Source organism: Serratia sp. H1w, from assembly GCF_000633355.1.
GTDB lineage: Bacteria > Pseudomonadota > Gammaproteobacteria > Enterobacterales > Enterobacteriaceae > Chania.
On the sequence record NZ_AYMQ01000006.1, the window covers coordinates 145,856 to 169,544 of the forward strand.

At 56.0% G+C, this 23,689-nt stretch carries 25 protein-coding genes; 13 read left to right on the forward strand and 12 right to left on the reverse strand.

Going from position 1 to position 23,689, the window contains the following annotated elements; all coding sequences use genetic code 11:
* Positions 1 to 25 precede the first annotated feature (25 nt).
* The 7 genes from U869_RS0101955 to U869_RS0101985 all read left to right on the forward strand — a co-directional run bounded on the left by U869_RS0101955 (position 26) and on the right by U869_RS0101985 (position 7,880).
* Positions 26 to 802 carry a DUF4311 domain-containing protein gene (locus U869_RS0101955; protein WP_021180718.1) on the forward strand — a complete coding sequence of 259 codons (777 nt, stop codon included), beginning with the start codon at positions 26 to 28 and terminating at the stop codon, positions 800 to 802.
* An 11-nt stretch (positions 803 to 813) separates the two neighbouring features.
* Positions 814 to 1,464 carry a DUF4310 family protein gene (locus tag U869_RS0101960; protein WP_025122695.1) on the forward strand — a complete coding sequence of 217 codons (651 nt, stop codon included), beginning with the start codon at positions 814 to 816 and terminating at the stop codon, positions 1,462 to 1,464.
* 55 nt (positions 1,465 to 1,519) lie between these two features.
* Positions 1,520 to 2,659: an amidohydrolase/deacetylase family metallohydrolase gene (locus U869_RS0101965; protein ID WP_025122694.1), complete on the forward strand. Its 1,140-nt coding sequence runs from the start codon at positions 1,520 to 1,522 to the stop codon at positions 2,657 to 2,659.
* Positions 2,643 to 3,761 (forward strand): DgaE family pyridoxal phosphate-dependent ammonia lyase, encoded by a 1,119-nt coding sequence (locus U869_RS0101970; protein ID WP_025122693.1) that lies wholly within the window; start codon positions 2,643 to 2,645, stop codon positions 3,759 to 3,761. The genes U869_RS0101965 and U869_RS0101970 overlap by 17 nt, the downstream gene beginning before the upstream one ends.
* The gene (locus U869_RS0101975; RefSeq protein WP_025122692.1) at positions 3,758 to 4,498 is read left to right on the forward strand and encodes a KDGP aldolase family protein; all 741 of its coding nucleotides are present in this window, start codon (positions 3,758 to 3,760) and stop codon (positions 4,496 to 4,498) included. Before U869_RS0101970 ends, U869_RS0101975 begins: the two co-directional genes overlap by 4 nt.
* Positions 4,499 to 4,682: 184 nt before the next feature.
* On the forward strand, positions 4,683 to 5,912 hold the full coding sequence (locus U869_RS0101980; RefSeq protein ID WP_025122691.1) for a lactonase family protein: 1,230 nt from the start codon (positions 4,683 to 4,685) through the stop codon (positions 5,910 to 5,912).
* A 51-nt stretch (positions 5,913 to 5,963) separates the two neighbouring features.
* Positions 5,964 to 7,880 carry a transcription antiterminator gene (locus U869_RS0101985; RefSeq protein WP_029988109.1) on the forward strand — a complete coding sequence of 639 codons (1,917 nt, stop codon included), beginning with the start codon at positions 5,964 to 5,966 and terminating at the stop codon, positions 7,878 to 7,880.
* Positions 7,881 to 8,048: 168 nt separating this feature from the next.
* On the opposite strand, the gene U869_RS0101995 is transcribed toward U869_RS0101985, so the two are convergent.
* A complete protein-coding gene (locus tag U869_RS0101995) occupies positions 8,049 to 9,176 on the reverse strand; it encodes an iron-containing alcohol dehydrogenase (protein ID WP_025122689.1) in 1,128 nt (375 codons plus the stop codon).
* A gap of 286 nt (positions 9,177 to 9,462) precedes the next feature.
* Between U869_RS0101995 and U869_RS0102000 the strand changes: the two genes are divergently transcribed.
* The 4 genes from U869_RS0102000 to U869_RS0102015 all read left to right on the forward strand — a co-directional run bounded on the left by U869_RS0102000 (position 9,463) and on the right by U869_RS0102015 (position 13,690).
* Positions 9,463 to 10,230, forward strand: a complete 768-nt coding sequence (locus U869_RS0102000; RefSeq protein WP_025122688.1) for a response regulator transcription factor — start codon at positions 9,463 to 9,465, stop codon at positions 10,228 to 10,230.
* Positions 10,231 to 10,327: 97 nt separating this feature from the next.
* On the forward strand, positions 10,328 to 11,629 hold the full coding sequence (locus tag U869_RS0102005; protein WP_025122687.1) for an FAD-binding oxidoreductase: 1,302 nt from the start codon (positions 10,328 to 10,330) through the stop codon (positions 11,627 to 11,629).
* Positions 11,630 to 11,810: 181 nt separating this feature from the next.
* Entirely contained in the window at positions 11,811 to 12,176 is a 366-nt protein-coding gene (locus U869_RS0102010; protein WP_025122686.1) for a cupin domain-containing protein, read from the forward strand.
* Between the two features lie 20 nt (positions 12,177 to 12,196).
* The gene (locus U869_RS0102015) at positions 12,197 to 13,690 is read left to right on the forward strand and encodes an aldehyde dehydrogenase family protein (protein WP_025122685.1); all 1,494 of its coding nucleotides are present in this window, start codon (positions 12,197 to 12,199) and stop codon (positions 13,688 to 13,690) included.
* Between the two features lie 39 nt (positions 13,691 to 13,729).
* Here the strand turns inward: U869_RS0102015 and npr are convergent, their stop codons facing one another.
* The 11 genes from npr to U869_RS0102070 form a co-directional block, all read right to left on the reverse strand.
* Positions 13,730 to 14,002: a PTS phosphocarrier protein NPr gene (gene npr / locus U869_RS0102020; protein WP_025122684.1), complete on the reverse strand. Its 273-nt coding sequence runs from the start codon at positions 14,000 to 14,002 to the stop codon at positions 13,730 to 13,732.
* On the reverse strand, positions 13,999 to 14,856 hold the full coding sequence (gene rapZ / locus U869_RS0102025; protein WP_025122683.1) for an RNase adapter RapZ: 858 nt from the start codon (positions 14,854 to 14,856) through the stop codon (positions 13,999 to 14,001). The genes npr and rapZ overlap by 4 nt, the downstream gene beginning before the upstream one ends.
* 129 nt (positions 14,857 to 14,985) lie before the next feature.
* Positions 14,986 to 15,447 carry a PTS IIA-like nitrogen regulatory protein PtsN gene (gene ptsN, locus U869_RS0102030; protein ID WP_025122682.1) on the reverse strand — a complete coding sequence of 154 codons (462 nt, stop codon included), beginning with the start codon at positions 15,445 to 15,447 and terminating at the stop codon, positions 14,986 to 14,988.
* A gap of 194 nt (positions 15,448 to 15,641) precedes the next feature.
* Positions 15,642 to 15,929, reverse strand: a complete 288-nt coding sequence (gene hpf / locus U869_RS0102035; protein ID WP_025122681.1) for a ribosome hibernation promoting factor — start codon at positions 15,927 to 15,929, stop codon at positions 15,642 to 15,644.
* Positions 15,930 to 15,952: 23 nt separating this feature from the next.
* Positions 15,953 to 17,389, reverse strand: coding sequence for an RNA polymerase factor sigma-54 (gene rpoN / locus U869_RS0102040; protein ID WP_025122680.1), 1,437 nt, complete (start codon positions 17,387 to 17,389; stop codon positions 15,953 to 15,955).
* Between the two features lie 50 nt (positions 17,390 to 17,439).
* Complete coding sequence (gene lptB / locus U869_RS0102045; protein ID WP_025122679.1) at positions 17,440 to 18,165, reverse strand: LPS export ABC transporter ATP-binding protein; 726 nt, start codon at positions 18,163 to 18,165, stop codon at positions 17,440 to 17,442.
* Between the two features lie 6 nt (positions 18,166 to 18,171).
* Positions 18,172 to 18,711 carry a lipopolysaccharide ABC transporter substrate-binding protein LptA gene (lptA, locus tag U869_RS0102050; protein WP_025122678.1) on the reverse strand — a complete coding sequence of 180 codons (540 nt, stop codon included), beginning with the start codon at positions 18,709 to 18,711 and terminating at the stop codon, positions 18,172 to 18,174.
* Positions 18,680 to 19,258 carry an LPS export ABC transporter periplasmic protein LptC gene (gene lptC / locus U869_RS0102055; protein WP_025122677.1) on the reverse strand — a complete coding sequence of 193 codons (579 nt, stop codon included), beginning with the start codon at positions 19,256 to 19,258 and terminating at the stop codon, positions 18,680 to 18,682. Before lptC ends, lptA begins: the two co-directional genes overlap by 32 nt.
* Positions 19,255 to 19,809: a 3-deoxy-manno-octulosonate-8-phosphatase KdsC gene (gene kdsC / locus U869_RS0102060; protein ID WP_025122676.1), complete on the reverse strand. Its 555-nt coding sequence runs from the start codon at positions 19,807 to 19,809 to the stop codon at positions 19,255 to 19,257. Before kdsC ends, lptC begins: the two co-directional genes overlap by 4 nt.
* A gap of 17 nt (positions 19,810 to 19,826) precedes the next feature.
* Entirely contained in the window at positions 19,827 to 20,798 is a 972-nt protein-coding gene (gene kdsD / locus U869_RS0102065; RefSeq protein ID WP_025122675.1) for an arabinose-5-phosphate isomerase KdsD, read from the reverse strand.
* Between the two features lie 15 nt (positions 20,799 to 20,813).
* Complete coding sequence (locus U869_RS0102070; RefSeq protein ID WP_025122674.1) at positions 20,814 to 21,791, reverse strand: calcium/sodium antiporter; 978 nt, start codon at positions 21,789 to 21,791, stop codon at positions 20,814 to 20,816.
* A gap of 291 nt (positions 21,792 to 22,082) precedes the next feature.
* Here U869_RS0102070 and mlaF point away from each other — a divergent pair, with 291 nt between their 5' ends.
* On the forward strand, positions 22,083 to 22,898 hold the full coding sequence (gene mlaF / locus U869_RS0102080; RefSeq protein WP_025122672.1) for a phospholipid ABC transporter ATP-binding protein MlaF: 816 nt from the start codon (positions 22,083 to 22,085) through the stop codon (positions 22,896 to 22,898).
* Between the two features lie 4 nt (positions 22,899 to 22,902).
* The gene (gene mlaE / locus U869_RS0102085) at positions 22,903 to 23,685 is read left to right on the forward strand and encodes a lipid asymmetry maintenance ABC transporter permease subunit MlaE (RefSeq protein WP_025122671.1); all 783 of its coding nucleotides are present in this window, start codon (positions 22,903 to 22,905) and stop codon (positions 23,683 to 23,685) included.
* The last annotated feature ends 4 nt before the right edge of the window (positions 23,686 to 23,689 follow it).

Sequence of the window (23,689 nt, forward strand, 5' to 3'; positions counted from 1 at the left end):
GGCATGACATAAGAAGGATATTCTGATGTTTTTAATCATCTTATTTAAGTCGATTATTATCGGCGGGCTGGTTGGCGTCGGTGTAGGGGCTGGCGCTGCACGTATGTTCCATGCACCGACGACACAGGGCATGGGTGCGTTCCGTACCTTGGGCGAGCTGAACTCCTGCGAAGGCGATCCGGCTTCACATTTCTCATTTGGTCTGGGCTTCTTCTTCAACGCCTGGGCGTCTTCTGTGGCGGCGGGGGCCTTCACGCAGGACGTTGACCATCGCATCATCCCAAACTGGGGTGCGGCAGCCTTGATGATCAAAAACCGCAACGTCGCGGAAACGATGCACGATCCCAAAAAGATGGCCATCGCTTGCGGCATCATCGGCATTTTGGTCGTTGCCTTCCTTAACACCACCGCTTCGGCAGTACCTGCGGCCTTGCAGGTTACGGCGATCAAAGTGTTGGTTCCAGCAGCCAACCTGTTGGTGAACACCGTGATGCCGGTGATCTTCTGGCTGGCGGCGATCGAAGCGGGCAAACGCTCTGGCTTCTGGGGCACCATCTTCGGTGGTCTGGCGCAGCTGATCATGGGTAACGCCGTGCCGGGTCTGGTTCTGGGGATCCTGATTGGCAAGGGCGTTGAAGAGAGCGGCTGGAACAAAGTCACCAAGATCATGATGGTGGCGATTGTGCTGCTGTTCGTGTTGAGCGGCTTCTTCCGCGGCTTTGATATGAAAGTTCTCGAATCCTTCAGCCTGGGCGTGCCTGGCTGGCTGGATGCCATTCATAACACCCTGAGCGGAAAATAAGGAGCTGAATGATGGAAGCACAAGCAGATAAAGGCTTCTGGTATGCCGACTGGTCGTTCCCGATTTTTGTTGGCCTGCTCTCGTCCGGCGTGTTCGCCGGGACACACATGTATTACCTGTATGGCATTGGCGCATTTAACGAAGTCGCTTTCGTTTCCATGCTGCGTGCCGGGATGGACACCGGGGTTTACGGTGCAGTGGCGGCGTTTGGTGCCAGCTTCCTGTTCGCCCGTATTATCGAAGGTTCTCTAGTAGGGATCCTGGATATTGGCGGGGCGATCCAGACCGGGGTTGGCCTGGGTGTTCCAGCGTTGCTGCTGGGTGCGGGGATTGTTTTCCCGGTTGCCAACTTTGCCGCCTCGTTAGCCACGGGCCTGGTCATTGGTCTGGCGATTGGTTATCTGATTATTCTGGCGCGTAAATTCACCATCAACCAGAGCAATTCCACCTACGGGGCGGATGTGATGATGGGGGCGGGTAACTCCTCAGGGCGTTTCCTCGGGCCGTTGATCATCCTGTCTGCCATGGCCGCTTCGATTCCGATCGGTCTGGGTTCCCTGCTGGGTGCGCTGCTGTTCTATGTCTGGGGCAAGCCAATTACCGGTGGTGCGATCCTGGGGGCGATGATCTTGGGGGCATTCTTCCCGGTAGCCATTTCTTAATCAAGATGCCAGGCCCTGGGTTAATCACCCGGGGTTTGGCAAGGAGTAGCGAAGTATGTATGACCTAATCATCCGGCGTGCCAGACTGGTGGATGACACCCTGGCCGATGTGGCTATCGAGGCGGGCAAAATTGCCGTCGTCGGGCAGTTGGCGGCAGATGCCAGCGCCCACAAGCAACTGGATCTGGCGGGGAACTACCGCCTGAGCGCTGGCTGGATCGACTCCCACGTACACTGTTATCCCTCTTCACCGATTTATCACGACGACCCGGATCTGGTGGGTGTCAGCAGCGGCGTCACCTCGGTGGTCGACGCAGGCAGCACCGGCACCGACGACATTGATGAATTCTATGCTTTGACGCGCAGTGCCAAAACCAACGTTTTTGCCTTCCTCAATATCTCGCGCATCGGTCTGTTAAGGCAGAATGAGCTGGCCGATATGGCGGATATCAACAAACAACGGGTCAAGCAGGCCATCGACGGCAAACCGGGATTCATCATCGGCATCAAGGCGCGTATGAGCAGCAGCGTGGTCGGCCAGAACGGCACCAGGCCGTTGGTATTGGCCAAAGAGATCCAGCAGGAAAACCAGCAGTTGCCGCTGATGGTGCATATCGGCAATAACCCGCCGGATCTGGACGAAATCGCCGATCTGCTGACCCAGGGTGACATCATTACCCACTGCTACAACGGCAAACCGAATCGTATTCTGACCCCTGCCGGTACGCTGCGCGAGTCTATCCAACGTGCGTTAAAACGCGGCGTGCTGCTCGATGTGGGCCACGGTTCGGCCAGCTTCAGCTTTGAGGTTGCCCGGCAGGCCATCGCGCTGGGGATCTTCCCGCACACCATCAGTTCCGATATCTACTGCCGCAACCGCCTGGCTGGCCCGGTGCATAGCCTGGCGACGGTAATGTCCAAATTCTTTACCGTCGGGCTGTCTCTGGCGCAGGTCATTGGCTGCGTAACGGAAAATGCTGCTGCGGCGCTGCGTCTGACCACCAAGGGGCAGTTGAAACCCGGCTTCGATGCCGACCTGACCATTTTTGATCTCTGCCAACGGCCGCAGGTATTTGCCGACTCCGAAGGGGAGTCCGTCAATGGCGAACAACTGTTGGTGCCGCTGGCTGCCGTGGTGGCCGGGGAAGTCCTATTAACCGATCAAGGAAAAGCCGCTCATGTCTTCAGTGTATGAAAAATATAATTTAAAGCAGGTGATCAACACTTCCGGTCGCATGACCATTCTCGGCGTTTCCACGCCACGTCAGGAGGTGATTGATGCGGTGGATTACGGCCTGAATCACTACTTTGAAATCAAGGATCTGGTCAACAAAACCGGGGCCTATATTGCCGGTTTGCTGAATGTGGAAGATGCGGTGATCGTTTCCTGCGCGTCTGCCGGTATCGCCCAGTCGGTGGCGGCGGTGATCGTCAAGGACAACGCCAATCTGTTGGTTAACCTGCACTCGGCAGCGGTGAATGAACCCCGCGAGATCGTGTTGCCGCGTGGCCACAACGTCAACTTTGGCGCTCCGGTGGATACCATGGTCGCCCTAGGTGGCGGCAAAGTGGTCGAAGCGGGTTATGCCAACGAATGTTCCCCTGAGCAGCTTGAAGCCTGCATTACTCCGCAGACGGCCGCCATCCTGTACATCAAATCTCACCACTGTGTGCAGAAAAGCATTCTCTCCGTTGAGCAAGCAGCCGTGGTGGCACGTAAGCATAACCTGCCGCTGATCGTCGATGCCGCCGCCGAAGAAGATCTGGTGTGTTACTACCAGATGGGAGCCGATCTGGTGATCTACAGCGGTGCCAAGGCCATCGAAGGGCCAACCAGCGGGCTGGTGATCGGCAAGAAGCAGTACGTGGAATGGGTAAAACTTCAGTCCGGCGGTATTGGCCGGGCGATGAAGGTGGGGAAAGAGGGCATCCTCGGCCTGACGCAGGCAATTGAAAGTTACCTGACCTCAGAGAAAACCACCGGTGCGCAAATGGTAGAGCGCATGACGCCGTTTATCAGCCAACTGAATACCCTGAATGGCATCAGCGCCAAAACCGTCTGGGACAGCGCAGGGCGCGATATTGCCCGGGTTGAAATCACCTTTGATGAAGCGGTACTGGGGATGTCGACCGTCGATATCGTGCAACGGCTGAAAACCGGTGATATCGCCATCTACTTCCGTGGCTACAAGGCCAACGAAGGCAAAATTGAAGTGGATGTGCGCAGCGTGAATGAACAGCAACTGATGACCGTGTTTACCTGTATTAAAAATCTGTTTACGGAGACCCAAGCATGAAGCTGAAGCCTAATTACTACCAGGATCGTGTCTGCCTCAACGTGCTGGCTGGCTCAAAAGCCAACGCGCAGGAAATCTATGATGCGGCGCAGGGGCACGTGCTGGTGGGCGTTCTTTCCAAAAATTATCCTGATGTGGAGAGTGCCATCACGGATATGGCGCGTTACGCGCGTCTGATCGAGAACGCGCTCTCCGTTGGTCTGGGAGCGGGCGATCCACGACAGTCGAATATGGTCAGCCTGATCTCCGAGCGTGTCCAACCGCAGCACGTGAACCAGGTCTTCACAGGTGTCGGTGCCAGCCGTGCACTGCTGAAGCAAAACGAAACTGTGGTCAACGGGTTGGTGTCACCAACTGGCCGGGTGGGCTGGGTGAAGATTTCCACCGGGCCACTGAGCGCTCAAGCGCCAGATGGCATCGTGCCGGTCGAAACCGCTATTGCTTTGCTGAAAGATATGGGCGGCAGCTCGATTAAGTATTTCCCGATGGGCGGCCTCAAGCATCAAGACGAATACGAGTACGTGGCGAAAGCTTGTGCCGAGCATGACTTCATGCTGGAGCCGACCGGCGGCATCGATCTGGAAAACTTCGAGCCGATCCTGGAGATTGCCCTGAAAGCGGGCGTGAAGCAGGTGATCCCGCATATCTACAGCTCCATCATTGATTCCGCCAGCGGCAACACGCGTCCGCAAGACGTCAAAACGCTGTTGGAGATCACCAAGCGGCTGGTGGGGTAAGTCCGGCTTCCCCTCACCCCAACCCTCTCCCAAAGAGAGAGGGAGCTGGTACGGAGTAGGGGCGTTGCATGCTGCGCCCGTTTTGAGACGTTAAGATGTGGCACGTTCGGTCCCCTCTCCCTGTGGGAGAGGGTTAGGGTGAGGGGCATCTTGTCACCTCTATCTTTCGGTTAAAAGGATAACTATGCGAAACTGGCAGGCATCGAGTTTACCCATCGCTCCGCTGTGGAGCGCGCTGTCTCTGGCGTTGTTGGCTATCGCCAGCCCGGCGTTACATGCTGAGGATGCAATGAAACCTACGTCGTCTCATTTTGCCTATATAGGTACCTACAATCCGAACGGTGAGGGCGTTTACCGCATGCAGGTGGATGCGAAAACCGGTGCGCTGAGCGGCAAAACGCTGGTCAGCAGCCTGCCGAATCCGGCTCAACTGGTCAGCGATGCCAAAGGGCAGACGCTGTACGTTGCCAGCGAGGTAGCCGATTTTAATGGCACCCGGCACGGCGGTATTGTCGCCTATCGCGTCAACCCGCAGGACGGCAGCCTGACCGAACTTAATCAGGTCGATTCACAGGGGGCCGGGCCGGTTTACCTGTCTCTGACACCGGATGGCCGTCATCTGCTGGTGGCTAACTATGTCAGCGGCAGCGTTGCGGCGTTCCCGGTTTACGGTGAAGGCAAGCTGGGGCCTGCCAGTTCTGTACAGCAAGATGCAGGCCCAGCGGGCGCGGCCAAACCAGCCGCCGCAGTAGAAGGCAGCTTTGCCATCAGCGATCACAATGGTCCGCATGCGCATATGATTGCCAGCGATCCGAGCGGCAAGTTTGTGTTTTCCACCGATCTGGGGTTGGATCGTATCTATCAGTGGCGGTTCGATGCCGCAAGCGGCAAGTTGACGCCGAACGATCCTGCCTGGATCGCCGCCTCTTCAGCCGGAGCGGGTCCGCGCCACTTTATCTTCCATCCCAATGGAAAAATTGTCCTACTAATCAACGAAGAAGCATCTACACTTACCAGCTACCGCTTCGATAGCCAGCAAGGGACGCTGCAACAACTGCATGCTGTGTCAACGCTGCCTGCCGACTATAAGGGCACCAGCTTTGCCGCCGGCATGGCCCTGTCAGCGGATGGTAACAACCTGTATGTGACCAACCGCCTGCACAACAGCATTGCGCAGTTCAGCGTTAGCGGCGAGGGCGAACTGAAACCGATCGCGGAGACCTGGACGCGGGGTGATTACCCACGCACTATCACCCTGGATCCGAGTGGCCGTTATCTGTACGCCATGAACCAGCGCAGCGATAACGTCACACGCTTTAGCGTAGACAAGCTCAGCGGCAAACTCAGTTTTGTAGAAGGCTATACTCCGGTGGGCAGCCCTTCACAAATGGTATTCTTGCCCGCAGCGAAGTAACCAGTTGCCCGCCCTGCACCCTCGGGCGGGCACGTTAATAACGGAAAGAGAATGGTGAGATTTCCCTACCCACGTTTGGCCTATCTGTTCGATGCCTTGCAGTCCGAAACGCTGCCACAGGACGAACTGGCGAAGCGTTTTGCCGTGTCTACCCGCACGGTGCGCGCCGATATCACCGCGCTGAACGATATCCTGGAAAGTTATGGTGCGCAGTTTGTCCATAGCCGTGGGGCCGGATATCGCCTTCAGGTTGATGATGAAGCCCGCTTTAGTGCGCTCCAGCATCGGGAACGTAAACAGCACGCCACGCCGCGCAGCGCGCAGGAACGGGTGCATTATCTGTTGATTCGCTTTTTGACCTCAGCCTTCTCGATGAAGCTGGAAGATCTGGCCGATGAATGGTTTGTCAGCCGGGGTACGCTGCAAAACGACATGGCTGAGGTGAGGGAGCGCCTGGCGCATTACCAGTTAACCATCGAGACCAAGCCGCGCTACGGGATGAAGCTGTTTGGTGCGGAAATGGCGATCCGCTCCTGTCTGACCGATCTGCTGTTCCAACTGCACCTGGCGGATGCGGAAAACCCCTTGCTGAACAACGATATCCTCCATCAGCCGCAGGTGTTGACCTTTGCCGGGCTGCTGCACCCGCTGCTGTCGCAATATGCTATCCGCCTGACCGATGAAGGTGAGCAATACCTGGTCTTCTACTGTGCCGTGGCGCTGCGGCGTATCACTGACGGCTATCCGCTACAGGATTTTGACGTGGAAGACGGCGATGACGCAGTACGCAAAGCATCAACCTGGTTGGCAGGTGAACTGAGCAAGGCGACGGGTAAAGAAATCGCGGCGGCGGAAGAGGCTTATTTGCGGGTCAACATCGCTGCCAGAAGGGTACAGGAGGTGCAGCCGACCAAAATCAACGCCGATGACGAAGAGGCGCTGGTGGATTACATCCTGTCCTACATCAACTCGCACTATAACTACAATTTGCAGAACGACAAGCAGCTGCGGGCCGATCTACTCACCCATATCAAGACCATGATCACCCGGGTGAAATACCAGATCAATATTCCGAACCCGCTGTTGGCCAACATCAAGCAGCATTATCCGATGGCCTATGATGTGACCTTGGCGGCGGTCTCGAGCTGGGGTAAACACACGCCTTATACCCTGAGTGAAAACGAAATCGGCTATCTGGTGCTGCACATCGGTGTGGGTCTGGAGCGGCACTACAACATTGGCTATGAGCGCCATCCGCAGGTGATGCTGGTGTGCGATACCGGTAATTCCACGGTACGGATGATCCAGGCACAGATTGCGCGCAAGTATCCGCAACTGGTGGTGACACGCATAGTTTCGCTGCGTGATTACGAAATTCTTCCCGGTATCGAAGAAGATTTTGTTATTTCTAACGCACGCATCAGCGAGAAGAACAAGCCGATCGTGGTGATGTCGCCGTTCCCTACGGAGTATCAGCTGGAGCAACTGGGCAAGCTGGTGCTGGTGGATCGCACCAAGCCATACATGCTGGAAAAGTTCTTCGATGCCAGTCACTTTATGATCGTCAACGAGCCGCTGACGCAGGAGCAGCTGTTTCACAAAGTCTGCGCCCAACTGGAGCAGGAAGGCTATGTAGGCAGTGATTTCTACCCTTCGGTCGTTGAGCGTGAGGCTATCGTTTCCACCTTGCTGGGGGAGGGGATCGCTCTGCCGCACTCTCTTGGGTTGTTAGCGAAAAAGACGGTGGTGGTGACGCTGCTGGCTCCGCAGGGTATTCCGTGGGGTGAAGGTGAGGTGGCGCACGTCATTTTCCTGCTGGCAATCAGCAAAACGGATTACGAGGAGGCGATGGCAATCTACGATCTGTTTGTCACCTTCGTGCGCGAACGTTCGATGACCCGTCTGCTGGGCAGTGACAATTTCGACAGTTTCAAAGCGGTGGCACTGGACTGCCTGAGCCGTATTTAACGGTTTCCCCCTCTGAATGCAGAGGGGGACCACCGAATTATTGATCTTTCTTCTTGCCGAATATCTTCATCAGCGCGCCGACGATCAGCCCCAGGGCGATGCCGCCTAAAATCCAGTCAACCAAGCTCATTGTTGTTCCCCCTCGAAGCTATAATCCTGATTATATTATCATTCAATCAAGAACGCCCCATCGATCATTAATCTGCGTTGCTCACTGGTGTAGGTGAGCCAGGCGTTCTTGCTGTTGGACTTCTCCAGCACGGTGGCCAACTCTGCCTGGCTAAGGGAGAGATCGTCCTGCCAGAACGGGGCGATGGCGTGGCGGGTGATAAAGTCGATCAAAAAGCGTGCGGGGGTGTCCGGTTCATTAGGAAATAGCCGCAGGGCAAGCTCGCTCATGAGCGTACGCTGCTGCGCCTGCTCACTTTCATCCAGCAACTCCAGGAACGGCAGCAGCAGGCGGCCACAGACCTGGCCGTGATGGTAATCACGCAATGCCCCAACCTCACCCGCGATGCCATGGATCACGCCCAGGCCCGCCATGCTTAACGTCAGGCCGCCCAGATAGGATGCCTGCATAATCGCTTCGCGGGCCTCATCGCTGTGCTTCAGCGCTGGCCAGGCCGTGAGGAAGTGGTGAATACCGGTCAACGACATTTCCCGCGACAGGCTGCTGGCGGTCTTGGAAAGATAGGCTTCAAACAGGTGGGTAAAGGCATCGATGGCGCAATAGGCCAGTACGCTATCTGGCGCTCCCTTCAGTAGATCGGGGTCGAGGATCGCCACCTGCGGCACAAAGTTGTTATGTCGCAAAGAGGCTTTCACCTTGGTGACCTGAGTATCGGTGATCACCGCATTCTGGGTTACCTCGCTGCCGGTGCCTGCGGTGGTGGGGATGGCGATCAGCGGCAGCGTTGCGCCACTGATTTTGCTGTCGCCCACTTTTTCCATATAGCGCAGGGTCGGCAGCGGGTGTTCGATCAGGGCGGAGAACGCCTTGGCAGCATCCAATACGCTACCCCCACCTATAGCCACCACTCTTTGCACCTGGCCCCGCCAGCGTGGCACCCACTGGTCGATTTCCTGGGGGGAGGCTTCATGGGCGACAATTTCTCTGCCGATTAGCAACGGCGTTAGCGCCGGAGCCAGTTCAGCATAGAAGCTACCGTTTAGGAACGATCGGCAGGTGAACAGCAGCGTGGCCTGCGTCTCAGCCTGGAGCAGTGGGATCAGTTGCTGGATGCTGCCCTTGCCAAACCAGGCTTGCCGGTTGGCGATCATCAGACTAGTGGTCATGCTCTCTCCTTGGCGTATCTGGTCATCGAAACTCCAGCATAATTCAGCCTGGCAAGGCGAACCAACGCTTTTCCACCGCTTAACCCGAAATTGTTAAGATATTAACCAGCTCAGATTGTGCGGGTAATCGTTGTCAGGGTCGAAGTTGTGATTTGATTAACATGTAAACAGTTGCGCCCTTGCATTCTGGTCGATTGAGTGCTTTTTATAGCCTGTCAGCCCAAAGTGGGTCGCTGGAACGCTGGGAAAAGTTAATTGTTAATTTGTTAATGATTGCGGGGGCGAAATGAATATTCAGGTCGAAAGATTATCGGCGGTGATCGACGCAGTGGCGACCCGCCAATTCTATGCCAGCCTGCTGGGCTATCTGGAGGGGTTCTTTGCCTTCGATAATGCCATCGTTTACGCCTTCGAATACGGTCAGGCACCGCGTTGCCTGATGAAAACCGAGAAAGAAAACAGTGATGCGGTCAATCAGATCTACCAGCAGGGCGCGTACCTCGAAGATCCCTTTTATCAGGCGCTGAACGGTGGCGGCCATGGCGATGTATTTACGCTGCGGCAACTGGCCCCCTGCGGTTTTTATCAGACGGATTACTACCGTAACTTTTACCGCAAAACCGGCTGGCACGACGAAGCTGGCGTGCTTTTGCAACTGACGCCGGAGCGGGGACTGGGCATCTTTTTCGGTTCGGCCCGGCAAACGGTCGGCGTGCGTTATCCCCAGTTGGCTGACCTGCGTGGCGCGTTGACGCTGGTAAAAAGCGTGGCGCGGCTGCATGGGGAAGTGGTGGTAGCGGCTAATGTGCCAACCTCCTCGGCCCCACAGGCAGATAGCGCCGCCCAGGCACGCTATGCGTTAAGTCCGCGTGAGCGTGAAATCGTCGATCTGATCCTGAGCGGCAACGGATCGCAGCAGATCGCCGAACGGCTATTTATCAGCCTGGGCACGGTAAAAAATCATCGCAAGAACATTTACGGCAAGCTGAATATTGGCTCTCAGGCCGAGCTGTTCAGCCTGTTTTTAACTTCCCCCCTGCGTCGTACCGCATAATGTTAAAAAAGTGTTGCGAATATCCCTAAAGGGACATAGCCGCTCGCCCACACTCTGCTGATAATCCAGGCTAAGGCAATGGGTAAGGAGTGCGGAAATGAATAATGAAATCGAATCGTTAACCTACTACGCGGCGACCAAGAAATACGATCTGCGCTTCCCCACGCTGGAAGAGGATCTGGATGTTGATGTGGTGATCATCGGCGGTGGCTTCTCCGGCATTAACACCGCGCTGGAACTGGCGGAAAAAGGCATCACCAATATCGCTATTCTGGAAGGGCGCCATCTCGGCTACGGCGGAACAGGCCGCAACGGTGGGCAGGTGATGGCCGGGATCGGCCACGATCTGGAGAAGATCAAACGACACGTTGGCCCAGCCGGGTTAGAAACCATCTTCAAGATCAGTAACCTCGGGGCCGGGATTATCCGCGAGCGTATTAAAAAGTACGCCATCGATGCTGATTTCTGCTTCGGCTATGGCTATCTGGGCAGCAATGCCAGGCAGGAAAAGACCCTGCGCAGCTGGCTTAAAGAATTCAAGGCGGTCTCGCCGGACGAAGAGATCGAACTTTATACCGGCTCGGAAGTGAAGCAGGTGGTGGGTTCCGATGCTTATACCTGCGCACTGAAACATATGGGCGGTGGCCACGTTCACTCGCTCAACCTGCTGTTGGGAGAGGCACAGGCGCTAAGCGGTTACGGAGTGAAAATCTTCGAAAACAGTAACGTGCTGAATGTGGAATACGGTAAGCGCATTACCGTGCGTACCGCCATGGGATCGGTACGCGCCAACAAGATGCTATGGGCGTGCAACGGTTTCCTCAACGGCATGGATCCCTTTATCTACAAAAAGACCATCAATACCTATGCCTTCCAACTGGCTACCGAGCCGCTGTCAGACGAACTGATCCGCCAGATCAGCCCGATCCGTGGGGCTTACAGCGATATCCGGCCGGTGATCGACTATTACCGCGTCACCAATGAGAACCGTCTGTTGTTCGGCAGCGCTACCCGGCTGATCGAATATATCCCGTCGGATCTGAAAGCCTGGAACCGCAACCTGATGCTGAAAATCTTCCCGTATCTGAAGGACGTGAAGATCGACCTGGCCTGGGGCGGGCCGCTGTGTTGCAGCGCTAACCTGTTCCCGCAGATCGGCACTTTGCCACAGCACGATAACGTGTTTTACGTGCAGGGTTATTCCGGCTTTGGCGTTACGCCGAGCCACATCGTTTGCAAGGTGCTGGCCGAGGGGATGAGTGAGGGGTCCGATCGCTACGATCTGATGAGTTCGATCCCTCACGTCGATATTTTCGGCAAAGACAAACTGCGCCGCGTGATGACCACCGCGGGCAAGGTCTGGCATCAGACTTCCGGCTACTGGAAGGGGCGCCGTTAGTTTACTAGCAATGTCGGTTATCTGGCCCCTCACCCCAGCCCTCTCCCAAAGGGAGAGGGAGCCAGCGCGGTGCCGTGGTCAGATGCCCGAGCTAATTTGTTGCACATTCGATCCCCTCTCCCTTTGGGAGAGGGTTAGGGTGAGGGGAAAACCCTTATCACTACGCTAAAAGGAAAAAACCATGAAACCATTACTGCTCAAGCAAGCATTACCAGAACTGCAAGATATTGGCAGCGTCAGCAACCTGGGGGCGACGGTGGTCGCCGGTGAACCCAACGTTGGCGTAGCGATGATCTTTGGCGCTCCGACAGACAACCTGAACTGCGGCGTTTTCAGTTGCACCCGTGGCACCTTCGTCATGGAATACCCGTTTGCGGAACACGCCACGGTATGGGAAGGCACGGCGACGCTGACCAATGAGAACACTGGTGAATCGGCCCAGTATCAGGCCGGCGATTCCTGGTTTGTCGAGAAGGGCACCCCGGTGCGCTGGGAAATTACCTCCGATCGCTTTGTGAAGCACTATCTGGCGATTGTCGAAGGCTAACCCGTAAGGAGGGCGATGCGATGACGGATATTACACTGTTGCCACAGGTGACGGCCTTTCTGGATCGCCAGCAAGGCCATTACATTAACGGCCAGGTCGTGGTTGGGGCTGGTGAAGAACGCTTTGCAGTGGTTAACCCGGCAACCGGGCAGACCATCGCGCAGGTGAATGAAGGTGGGCAGGCAGAGGTCGATGCGGCGATGCAGGCGGCCTTTGACGCTTTCCACGCCAGCTGGGCACAGGTTTCGCCCTTGGAGCGTGGCAACTGCCTGACGCGGCTAGCCGATTTGTTGCAAACCCATCGCGAGGAACTGGCGCAGCTGGAAAGCCTGTGTTCCGGCAAAACCATTCAACTGTCTCGCGGGCTGGAAATTGATATGGCCTCGCAGTTCCTGCGCTATTTTGCCGGTTGGTCGAGCAAAATCAGCGGGGAAACGCTGAACGTTTCATTGCCTTCCTTCCAGGGTGAACAATACACCGCATTTACCCGGCGCGAGCCGTTGGGCGTGGTGGTTGGCATCATTCCGTGGAACTTCTCGATCATGATCGCCATCTGGAAGCTGGCCGCGGCGCTGACCTGCGGCTGTACGGTGGTGCTCAAACCGAGTGAATACACGCCGCTGACCATGTTGCGGGTGGCCGAACTGGCAACGGTTGCCGGTATCCCGGCTGGCGCAATCAACATTGTTAACGGCTCAGGCGCACGCCTTGGCCCGGCACTGATCGCCCATCCACGTTGTGCCAAAGTGACCTTCACTGGTTCGGTTCCTACCGGGATCGCGGTGGGGAAAGCTGCGATGGAACAAGGGATTGTGCGCACCACGCTGGAACTGGGTGGCAAGAATGCTGCCGCGTTTCTGGCGGACGTTTCGGCCGACAAGATGGTCGACGGTATTATCGAGGCAGGTTACCTGAATCAGGGCCAGATCTGCGCCGCAGCGGAACGTTTCTATCTGCCTGCCAGCCATATTGATGAGGTGCTGGAGAAGCTGACGCAGCGCCTGGCGGCCATGAAGGTGGGATCACCGCTGGATGAAAGCACGGAAGTGGGGCCATTGGCCAACGAGGCACATTATCGCAAGGTCATGGCCCTGTTCGATAAGGCGCGGGCCGAGGGGAGTCAGATTGTTTGCGGTGGTAAGGCGTTGGCCGGACCGGGCTTCTTTGTGGCCCCGACGGCGATCCGCGCCAATGGGCCGCATGATGCGTTAATGCGTGAAGAAACCTTTGGCCCAGTGGGCACTTTCCTGGCCTATGAGGATGAAGAGCAGATGATCGCCATGATCAACGATTCACCTTATGGTCTGGCCGCCAGCTTATGGACCAACGATCTCAGCAAGGCGATGCGCATGATCCCACGGATTGAAGTGGGTACGCTGTGGATCAATATGCACACCTTCCTCGATCCGGCGTTGCCGTTCGGTGGGGTGAAATCGTCGGGGATGGGTAGAGAGTTTGGCAGCGCGTTTATCGAGCACTATACCGAGCTGAAATCGGTGATGGTCAGGTATTGATCGGCGTTGTTTTTTTAGGGGCGGAGATCTCCGCCCCCATTAATCTTCGTCGAAGCCGGAATTAAACAGTTCAATCACCGCTGCCAGCGCCTGTACTTCCTGCGGGCCAGTGGCTTCAATTTCGATATGGCGGCCTTGGGCGGAATCCAGCATCAGCAGCGCGATCACGCTGCTGGCTTCTGCTTCGGTGCCGCTGTCATTGCGCAGCAGCACTTCGGCGTCAAAACTCTGCACCAGCTCAAACAGCTTCATCGCCGGGCGTGCGTGCATGCCCAGCTTGTTCTTGATTTCAACCGTCTGCTTGACCGTCATTGTTGTTTACGCTTTTCCAGTGTGCGGTGACGTGATTGCACGTTCTTGCCGCGTGAACGGAAATAATCCGCCAACTGTTCTGCCACGTACACCGAACGGTGCTTACCGCCGGTACAGCCAATGGCGACGGTCAGATAGCTGCGGTTATTGGTTTCCAGCATCGGCAGCCACTGTTCCAGATAGCTGCGCGTCTGGTAAATGAAGTTGTGCACTTCGGTGTGACGATCGAGGAACGAGGCCACGGGTTTATCCAGACCGGTCATTGGACGCAGTTTCGGATCCCAATGCGGGTTGGGCAGGAAACGCACGTCGAACACGTAATCGGCATCGATGGGAATACCGTGCTTGAAGCCGAAGGATTCGAACACCATCGTCAGCTCGCGCTCGCGTTTACCCAGCAGGCGGGTACGTAGCATTTCTGCCAGCTCGTGCACCGACATTTCCGAGGTATCGATGATCAGATCGGCACGGGAACGCAGCGGCTCCAGCAGATCGCTTTCTTCATCGATCGCGCTTTCCAGCGACAGGTTCTTGGCAGAGAGAGGATGCAGGCGACGGGTGTCGCTGTAGCGGCGGATCAGAGTGTTGCGATCGGCATCAAGGAACAGCAGCTGCGGCGAGAAGCTTTCCGGCAACTGGGTCATTGCATATTCAAACACTTCCGGCGATTCCGGCATGTTACGGACGTCGATGCTTACCGCAGCGGAGCTATTGCGTTCGGCCAGCGTTTGAGCCAGCTGTGGCAACAACACCACCGGCAGGTTATCAACGCAGTAAAAACCCATGTCTTCCAGCGCCCGCAAGGCAACGGATTTCCCTGAACCGGAACGGCCGCTGACAATCATCAGCACCATGTGGTAACTCCCCTGGCATCTCAATGGCGCTCATCGCCACCGTTAGGATCTATTATCTGGGCCAAGGCCCAGATATATCATAAGTAAAACAGTAGCGTTTTCATGGCTGGAAGTCACGCCAGCCGATGGTTACTCGGTGATGATCTGGTAGAGCTCTTCGTCGCTCAGCGCTGAACGCAGGCGGCGGCATACGGTTTTGTCGGCCAGCCGTTTGGCGACCAGCGACAGCGTATGCAAATGAGTTTTACATTGATCGGCCGGTACCAGCAATGCAAATAGCAGATCGACCGGTTGATTATCAATGGCATCAAAGGCGATAGGTTGCTCAAGGCGGATAAACACGCCAACGGCCCGCAAAGTGTCCTCCTCCAGTTTGCCGTGTGGGATCGCGATACCGTTGCCGATACCGGTACTGCCCATACGTTCCCGGGTGAGCACTGCGTCAAACACCACCTGCGAAGGCAGGTTAAGCTGCTTGGCCGCCAGCTCGCTGATAATTTCCAAAGCCCGTTTCTTGCTGGTGCAGTGTACCGAGCTTCTGGTGCACTCGATGTTTAACACCGAGCTTAATTGCATTATTTCGTTGTTCATCTCATCTTCACTTAAAACCGTGTCCTGCCGCTTTCCCGCCAGCTTGCGCTGAGAACCTGCAAAATACGGTTTTTCGCCTGTTTAACCCTGATGGCTGATCGGCGCATACCCATACAGGTGCCGCGCCGAGGGTTGCCGTGTAGCCAAGTCGACTACGATGTGGGCCATTACACTGGGTATAACGGCCCAGAATGTCAGTGTTGCTTTAGTTTGTCTTTATGTTTGTTCAACTGACGTGCCAGTTTGTCGATCAGGCAGTCAATTGCGGCATACATATCTTCTTTTTCCGAGGTGGCGTGCAACTCGCCGCCATTCACATGCACCGTTGCTTCCGCAATTTGCTGCACCTTTTCCACACTAAGTACGACATACACCTGATTAATGCGGTCAAAATACTGTTCGAGCTTGGCAAACTTGGTGTTGACGAACTCACGCAAGGGTTCGGTGATTTCGATGTGGTGTCCGGTAATGTTGAGCTGCATAATGTCTTCCTTCTCTATTGAGGTCAAACCAACTGTTTACGCTGGTTCGACGGCGGGATGGACAAAGACTCTCGGTACTTGGCGACGGTGCGCCGTGCCACCATGATCCCCTGATCGGAAAGCATCGTGGCCAGCTTGCTGTCGCTAAGCGGTTTGGCGGGGTTTTCCGCCGCGATCAATTTCTTCACTAATGCCCGGATCGCCGTCGAGGAGGCCTCGCCCCCGCTGTCGGTATTCACATGGCTGGAGAAGAAATATTTCAATTCGAAAATGCCACGCGGGCTGTGCAGGAACTTCTGCGTCGTCACGCGGGAGATTGTCGATTCATGCATCTCCACGGCCTGGGCGATATCCGCCAGCACCATGGGCTTCATAAATTCTGCGCCTTGCTCAAAGAACGCTTCCTGCTGTTCGACAATACAGCGGGTGACCTTGAGCAGCGTGTCGTTCCGGCTCTCCAGGCTCTTGATCAGCCACTTCGCTTCCTGCAAATTGCTGCGGATATACTGGCCGTCGGCATCGTTGCGTGCCGTATTGCCTAGCGCCGCATATTGCTGGTTGATTTTCAGCCTTGGGATGCTGTCTGAGTTAAGCTCCACCACCCATTTATCCTGCACCTTGCGTACCAGCACGTCCGGGATCACGTACTCGGATTCGCCGGTATTGATCGACTGCCCAGGACGCGGATCGAGCGAGTGGATCAACTGCATCGCTTCTTTCAGTGTATCTTCTTTTAAGCGACTTGTTCGCATCAGGCTGCGAAAGTCGTGATTAGCCAGCAGATCCAGATGATCGCTGACGATCAGGCGGGCTTCCGCCAGATAAGGCGTGTCTTTGGCGTACTGGGAGAGCTGGATCAGCAGGCAGTCACGCAGATCGCGCGCCGCGACGCCAACCGGATCAAAACGCTGCACGCGCTTTAATACCGCTTCGACCTCGTCCATTGTCACGTTCTCGTCACCCATACTCTCCAGAATGTCTTCCAGCGGCACGGTGAGATAGCCGGTGTCATCGACGGCGTCGACGATCGACGTGGCGATGGCGGCGTCGGTATCAGAGAACGGCGTCAGGTCCACTTGCCACATCAGGTAGTCTTGCAGCGTCTGCGTGGTCTCGCCCTGATAGACCGGCAGTTCGTCATCGCCATAGTCGGTACCGGTGCCGGAAGGCGTGCCAGCGGTGTAGATTTCATCCCAGGTGGCATCCAGAGGCAGCTCTTCGGGCATGTCCTTCTGTTCCAGCGCTTCGCGGGTATCCAGCCCTTCGGTCTCGACGCTTTCCTTGGCGTCGATCTCTTCGTGCTGGTCTTCGGTCTGTTCAAGCAGCGGGTTGCTCTCTAGCGCCAGTTGGATCTCCTGCTGGAGCTCAAGCGTGGACAGCTGCAACAGGCGGATCGCCTGCTGGAGTTGGGGGGTCATGGCCAGTTGCTGGCTGAGCCTGAGTTGCAAACCTTGCTTCATAATCTTCTGCTACTTCCGTTAACGGCGGCCTGCGGGCCTGCCGCTGGAACCTAAAGGCGGAACTCTTCGCCCAGATAAACGCGTTTCACCTGCTCATCGGCCAAGATAGCGTCCGGTGTGCCGTGGGCAATCAGCTTGCCCTGGCTGACGATATAGGCGCGTTCACACACGTCCAGCGTCTCACGCACGTTATGATCGGTGATCAGCACGCCAAGGCCGCTGTCACGCAGATGCTCGATGATTTTCTTGATATCGATAACGGAAATCGGGTCAACCCCGGCGAATGGCTCATCCAGCAGGATAAATTTCGGGTTGGCGGCCAGCGCACGGGCAATCTCCACGCGACGGCGTTCACCACCGGACAGTGACTGGCCGAGGTTGTCGCGCAGGTGGGTGATATGAAACTCTTCCATCAGCTCGATGGCCCGATCGTTACGCTGCTCGCTGGTGAGGTCTTTGCGGATCTCCAGTACGGCCATCAGGTTGTCGTACACACTCAGCCGACGGAAGATCGACGCTTCCTGCGGCAGGTAGCCGATACCACGGCGGGCACGAGCGTGCAGCGGCAGGATACTGATATCTTCGTCATCGATCACGATGCGCCCGGCGTCGCGCTGCACGATGCCGACCACCATGTAGAACGTGGTGGTCTTACCGGCACCGTTTGGCCCCAGCAGGCCGACGATCTCGCCAGATTTCACTTTCAGGCTCACGTCTTCAACGACTTTGCGGCCTTTATAGGCTTTCGCCAGGTTTTCTGCGATGAGTGTTGCCATAAGTAATTAGTTACTCTTCTTTTGACCGTTTTTGTCTTGCAACTGTGAAGGCACCAGGACCGTGGTCACGCGTTTGCCTTTATCGCTGAACGCCTGCATCTGCTGCTGTGGCACCAGATAGGTAATACGGTCGCCCTTCACGTTGCTGTCGAGCTGTTCCAGATAGGCATTACCGGTGAGGGTGATCAGCTGTGTTGCCACGTCGTAACGGACTTTCTGCGCGTGACCTTTCACCGGCTTGCCGCTGTCCTGCATCTGGTAGAAGGTTACCGGATTGCCGAACGCTTCAATATAGGTTTTATTCTGATCGCCGCCCGGGCGCGTCACCACGACCTTGTCGGCCTTGATTTCGATGGTGCCCTGCTTGATCACCACGTTGTCGGTAAAGGTGCTGACGTTGCTCTGCATATCCAGCGACTGTTTTACCGAGTCGATACTGACTGGTTGGTCAGAGTCCGATTTCAACGCCAATGCGGGGGCGCTGGCGGTCAAAACGAGGCTGACGATCAACAGATTACGGAGTTGGTTTTTGGTTCTGAATTTCATAGTTGGTCTTGACCTTATCAATCAGCTCAGCGGTTTTGTTCCGCAGATTGCCACGCATTTTCATGCCGTTAGAGGTGAAATTCGTCCCGAACAGGGTCACTTCATCATCGGAAGAGACGTCCTGAGTGACCAGATTAATCTGGGCATTATCGGTCTTGATTTTTTCCAGCTGTGAGGTGGTTGTCAAACTGTTCACCTCCACGTGGCCGTACAGATACAGCATGCGGTTCTTGGTCAGCTTGGCGCGATCGGCGCGTATCGACCAGGTGGCCACGGCATTCTCATCAAACAGCGTCATCACCGGCTGGGTGAACCAGCTTAACTCATCGGCGGTGTAATATTTAACCTCTTCTGCCACCAGCTTGTAGCTTAGCTGCCCGGCCGGATTGTACACCACGGTCACGGTATGTTGGCTTTGATAGGTTGGGTCTTCGTTGTTGACCGGCACCGCACTGTCATCGTCGCCGAAGTCGGCCATGTTCCAGCCAATCAGCGCCAGCGCGAACACGGTCAACAAGATGGTGATCCAAAGTTTGGTTTTACTCATATTGACAGCCCTTTGGCGTCCTCCAGCTTGTTTTGCGCCAGCAGGATCAGGTCGCACAGCTCGCGCACCGCACCACGGCCACCGTTGATACGGGTGACATAGTGGGCGCGAGGTAACAATATAGGATGCGCATCGGCCACCGCTACGGCCAGACCGACTTCGGCCATGACCGGCCAGTCGATCAGATCGTCACCGATGTAGGCAATTTCATCCGGCATCAGCGACAGTTTATCCAACAGTTCACGGAAGGCCAAAAGCTTATCGGACTGGCCCTGATACAGATGGGTGATATCCAGGGTTTTTGCCCGATCTTCCAGCAGCTTGGCCGAACGCCCGGTAATGATCGCCACCTCAATACCCGAGGTTTTCAGACAGCGGATACCGTAGCCATCACGAACGTTGAAGGCTTTCAGCTCTTCGCCATTGTTGCCCATGTAAATCAGGCCGTCTGACAGCACGCCGTCGACATCGCAAATCAGCAGGCGGATTTTCCCTGCCCGGACCATGACGTCTTCAGCTACCGGCCCGTAACAGGTTTCAACCAGACTCATGCAGTGGGTTCCTTTCATTAAACGACGCCAGCGCGCAGCATGTCATGCATATGTACCACACCCAGCAATTGGTCGCCATCGGCAACCAGCACGGCGGTGATATGGCGTTGCTGCATCAGATTGAGCGCATCGACCGCCAGCAGGTTCGGGCGCACCCGGATACCGCCCAGCGTCATGACGTCGGTGATTTTGGCATTGTTGAGATCGATGCCCATATCGAATACCCGGCGTAAGTCACCGTCGGTAAAAATACCGGCGATTTTCATCAGATCGTCGCAGATCACCGTCATGCCCAGGTTCTTGCGGGTGATCTCCAGCAGCGCATCGCGCAGTGTGGCATCGGCGCTGACGTGGGGAATTTCGTCGCCGCTGTGCATGATATCGCTAACGCGCAGCAGCAGGCGGCGGCCCAATGCCCCACCGGGGTGAGACAGGGCGAAATCTTCCGGGGTAAAGCCCCGGGCTTTCAGCAGCGCGACGGCTAACGCATCGCCCATCACCAGCGTGGCGGTGGTGCTGGTCGTCGGGGCCAGACCCAACGGGCAGGCTTCCTGCGGCACCTTGATACACAGGTGCACCTCTGCCGCCTTGCCCATTGAGCTTTCCGGGTTGTTGGTCATGCAAATCAGCGGTATTTGCTGGCGTTTCAACACCGGGATCAGCGCCAAAATTTCGTTCGACTCGCCGGAATTGGAGATCGCCAACACGATGTCCTGCTTAGAGACCATCCCCAGATCGCCGTGGCTGGCCTCTGCCGGGTGTACGAAGAACGCCGGGGTGCCGGTACTGGCCAGCGTGGCGGCAATTTTGCAGCCGATATGGCCGGATTTGCCCATGCCCATGACCACCACTTTACCGCAGCATTCTTTGATCGCTTCACAAGCTCGGACGAAATCGGCGTTGATGTACTGATCGAGCTGGGCCAGGCCATCACGCTCAATCTGTAGTACTTCTTTGCCTGCCTGCTGATAGTCAAAAATAGACGACATACACATTCCCAACGGTTAGCCGAACGTACTGAAAGGGTTAAAGAACAACACTGCAAGATACGCAATAAAGCCACATAATAACAGAGCTCCCGCCAGATGACCGATACGATGTTTGCGGCCAATACACAGGGCGGCAAGTAGGATACCGGCCGCCAGCATGACCCAGTAATCGCGCTGGAAGGCGGCGGGATCGATGCTGCCCGGTGATAGCAGGGCGGGGATGCCCAGTACGATCACCGTGTTAAAAATCGTGGAGCCGATGATATTACCTACCGCCATATCATCTTCGCCTTTTAGTGCTCCGGCGATCGAGGTAGCCAGTTCGGGCAGGCTGGTACCGATGGCGATAATCGTCAAACCAACTACCAGTTCGCTCAGGCCAAAGTAGTGGGCAATCACCGACGCGTTATCGATGATCATCTTTGATGACAGCGGCAGAATAATGAAGGCCAACACCAGCCACAGAATGGCCACGGTGTTGCTGCTGTCCTGCGGCAGCTCGGCGAGCTGCTCCATCGTCAGGCTATCGCTGCCTTCACGCTGCGCCAGCCTGGCGATTTTCAACATCAGCAGAATAAATCCAGTGGCGGCCAATAGTAGCAGTACGCCATCGAACCGGCTCAGGGTGTTATCCATCAGCACATAGCCGCATAGGACTATGACCCCTAACATCAGCGGTAATTCACGCCGCAACACCTCAGAGCGAACCGACAGCGGGTGGATCAGGGCTGCGACCCCCAGGATCAGTAAAATGTTGGTGATGTTGGAGCCAATCACGTTGCCCACCGCCAGATCGGTCTGCCCGTTGAGGGCTGCGGTGACCGACACGATCAACTCTGGCAACGAAGTGCCGATCCCGACTATCGTCATGCCGATAATCAACGGGGGAACCCCCAGCGAACGGCTAATCACCGCCGCACCATAAACCAATCTGTCCGCCCCATACACCAGTAAAAATAAACCAACGATCAACAGCACTATTGCGAGAAACATTCAGGGTCCTATTTGTGGGTATAATCCCGGTTCGTCGGTCAAAGGCCATCATCGGCCAGCTTGCTTACCCCTCGTTGTACAAAACAACGAATTTTCCCGGTGAAAAGTGGAACCGCTTTATTTTTTTGCGTTATTTCCTAATTTTGACCGTCTGGAGCCTAAAAGTAAAACCTATGGCATCATTGGTAACGAATTGGCGGTAATCTTCGGTAAAAATAGGACGCATTGCCCCTATTGCTTTACCATCACGGATGATTTGGCACAAAAACAGCCTGTACAGGATCAATAAACATGCACCAGAAGGCAGATAATCTGGTCGAAGTGCGCGGCATGAACTTTTCTCGCGGCGATCGGCTGATATTCGAAGACATCAACCTGACGGTTCCCCGTGGCAAGGTAACGGCGATCATGGGGCCATCCGGCATTGGTAAAACCACGCTGTTACGCCTGATTGGTGGCCAGTTGAGCCCGGACTGCGGTGAAATTTGGTTTGATGGGGACAACATTCCGGCGTTGTCGCGTCATCAGCTGTATGAGTCACGCAAGAAGATGAGCATGCTGTTTCAGTCGGGGGCGCTGTTCACCGATCTGACGGTATTTGAGAACGTGGCCTACCCGCTGCGCGAACACAGCCGCCTGCCGGAAGAGATCCTGCGCAGCACGGTGTTGATGAAGCTGGAAGCGGTAGGGCTGCGGGGCGCGGCAGATCTGATGCCGAACGAACTGTCTGGTGGTATGGCCCGGCGTGCAGCCTTGGCGCGTGCCATTGCGCTGGATCCGACGCTGATCATGTTCGACGAACCCTTCGTCGGCCAGGATCCGATCACCATGGGCGTATTGGTCAAGCTGATCGATGAGCTGAACCACGCGCTCGGGATCACCTGCATCGTGGTCTCCCATGATGTGCCAGAGGTCTTGAGTATCGCGGACTACGCCTATATTGTGGCGGATCACCATGTCATTGCCGAAGGCTCGGCAATGCAGTTACAGAACAATCCTGATGCGCGAGTGCGTCAATTTCTGGATGGTATTGCCGATGGGCCGGTACCGTTCCGTTACCCTGCTGGTGATTATCAGACCGAGCTTTTAGGGGAAGGGAGTAAATAACCTCATGTTTGTAAAGGCGTTAGCGTCGTTAGGACGCCGTGGCATCAACACCAGCGCAGCCTTTGGACGCGCCGGGCTGATGCTGTTCCACGCGCTGGTCGGGCGCCCGGAGCCCCGCAAGCAGTGGCCGCTGCTGTTAAAGCAGTTGCACAGCGTGGGCGTGCAGTCGCTGTTGATCATCATGGTTTCCGGCTTATTTATCGGCATGGTGCTGGGGCTGCAAGGCTACATCGTTCTTACCACCTACAGTGCCGAGGCCAGCCTGGGTATGATGGTGGCATTGTCACTGTTGCGCGAGTTGGGGCCGGTAGTGACCGCTCTGCTGTTCGCTGGCCGCGCCGGTTCGGCTCTGACCGCTGAAATCGGCCTGATGAAGGCCACCGAGCAAATCTCCAGCCTGGAAATGATGGCGATCGATCCGCTGCGGCGTATTGTGGCCCCGCGTTTCTGGGCCGGCCTGATCAGCATGCCGTTGCTGACGATTATTTTTGTCGCTATCGGTATCTGGGGCGGCTCGATTGTTGGTGTCGATTGGAAAGGGATCGACAGCGGTTTCTTCTGGTCGGCGATGCAAGGGGCCGTAGAATGGCGTCAGGATTTACTGAACTGCCTGATCAAGAGCATAGTTTTTGCCATTACCGTTAGCTGGATTGCGATCTTCAATGGTTACGATGCCGTACCGACCTCTGAAGGGATTAGTCAGGCAACGACAAGGACCGTGGTACATTCGTCACTGGCGGTGTTGGGATTGGATTTCGTGCTGACAGCACTGATGTTTGGGAATTGATTCG

Coding starts and splice junctions, on each gene's coding strand:
- U869_RS0101980 (WP_025122691.1), top strand. CDS start 4,683: ATGCGAAACTGGCAGGCATCGAGTTTACCCATCGCTCCGCTGTGGAGC.
- U869_RS0101960 (WP_025122695.1), top strand. CDS start 814: ATGGAAGCACAAGCAGATAAAGGCTTCTGGTATGCCGACTGGTCGTTC.
- U869_RS0101975 (WP_025122692.1), top strand. CDS start 3,758: ATGAAGCTGAAGCCTAATTACTACCAGGATCGTGTCTGCCTCAACGTG.
- rpoN (WP_025122680.1), bottom strand. CDS start 17,389: ATGAAGCAAGGTTTGCAACTCAGGCTCAGCCAGCAACTGGCCATGACC.
- U869_RS0102015 (WP_025122685.1), top strand. CDS start 12,197: ATGACGGATATTACACTGTTGCCACAGGTGACGGCCTTTCTGGATCGC.
- U869_RS0101970 (WP_025122693.1), top strand. CDS start 2,643: ATGTCTTCAGTGTATGAAAAATATAATTTAAAGCAGGTGATCAACACT.
- npr (WP_025122684.1), bottom strand. CDS start 14,002: ATGACGGTCAAGCAGACGGTTGAAATCAAGAACAAGCTGGGCATGCAC.
- lptA (WP_025122678.1), bottom strand. CDS start 18,711: ATGAAATTCAGAACCAAAAACCAACTCCGTAATCTGTTGATCGTCAGC.
- mlaF (WP_025122672.1), top strand. CDS start 22,083: ATGCACCAGAAGGCAGATAATCTGGTCGAAGTGCGCGGCATGAACTTT.
- U869_RS0102070 (WP_025122674.1), bottom strand. CDS start 21,791: ATGTTTCTCGCAATAGTGCTGTTGATCGTTGGTTTATTTTTACTGGTG.
- U869_RS0101955 (WP_021180718.1), top strand. CDS start 26: ATGTTTTTAATCATCTTATTTAAGTCGATTATTATCGGCGGGCTGGTT.
- U869_RS0101985 (WP_029988109.1), top strand. CDS start 5,964: ATGGTGAGATTTCCCTACCCACGTTTGGCCTATCTGTTCGATGCCTTG.
- U869_RS0101995 (WP_025122689.1), bottom strand. CDS start 9,176: ATGACCACTAGTCTGATGATCGCCAACCGGCAAGCCTGGTTTGGCAAG.
- lptB (WP_025122679.1), bottom strand. CDS start 18,165: ATGGCAACACTCATCGCAGAAAACCTGGCGAAAGCCTATAAAGGCCGC.
- U869_RS0102000 (WP_025122688.1), top strand. CDS start 9,463: ATGAATATTCAGGTCGAAAGATTATCGGCGGTGATCGACGCAGTGGCG.
- kdsD (WP_025122675.1), bottom strand. CDS start 20,798: ATGTCGTCTATTTTTGACTATCAGCAGGCAGGCAAAGAAGTACTACAG.
- kdsC (WP_025122676.1), bottom strand. CDS start 19,809: ATGAGTCTGGTTGAAACCTGTTACGGGCCGGTAGCTGAAGACGTCATG.
- U869_RS0102005 (WP_025122687.1), top strand. CDS start 10,328: ATGAATAATGAAATCGAATCGTTAACCTACTACGCGGCGACCAAGAAA.
- hpf (WP_025122681.1), bottom strand. CDS start 15,929: ATGCAGCTCAACATTACCGGACACCACATCGAAATCACCGAACCCTTG.
- U869_RS0101965 (WP_025122694.1), top strand. CDS start 1,520: ATGTATGACCTAATCATCCGGCGTGCCAGACTGGTGGATGACACCCTG.
- rapZ (WP_025122683.1), bottom strand. CDS start 14,856: ATGGTGCTGATGATTGTCAGCGGCCGTTCCGGTTCAGGGAAATCCGTT.
- U869_RS0102010 (WP_025122686.1), top strand. CDS start 11,811: ATGAAACCATTACTGCTCAAGCAAGCATTACCAGAACTGCAAGATATT.
- lptC (WP_025122677.1), bottom strand. CDS start 19,258: ATGAGTAAAACCAAACTTTGGATCACCATCTTGTTGACCGTGTTCGCG.
- ptsN (WP_025122682.1), bottom strand. CDS start 15,447: ATGAACAACGAAATAATGCAATTAAGCTCGGTGTTAAACATCGAGTGC.
- mlaE (WP_025122671.1), top strand. CDS start 22,903: ATGTTTGTAAAGGCGTTAGCGTCGTTAGGACGCCGTGGCATCAACACC.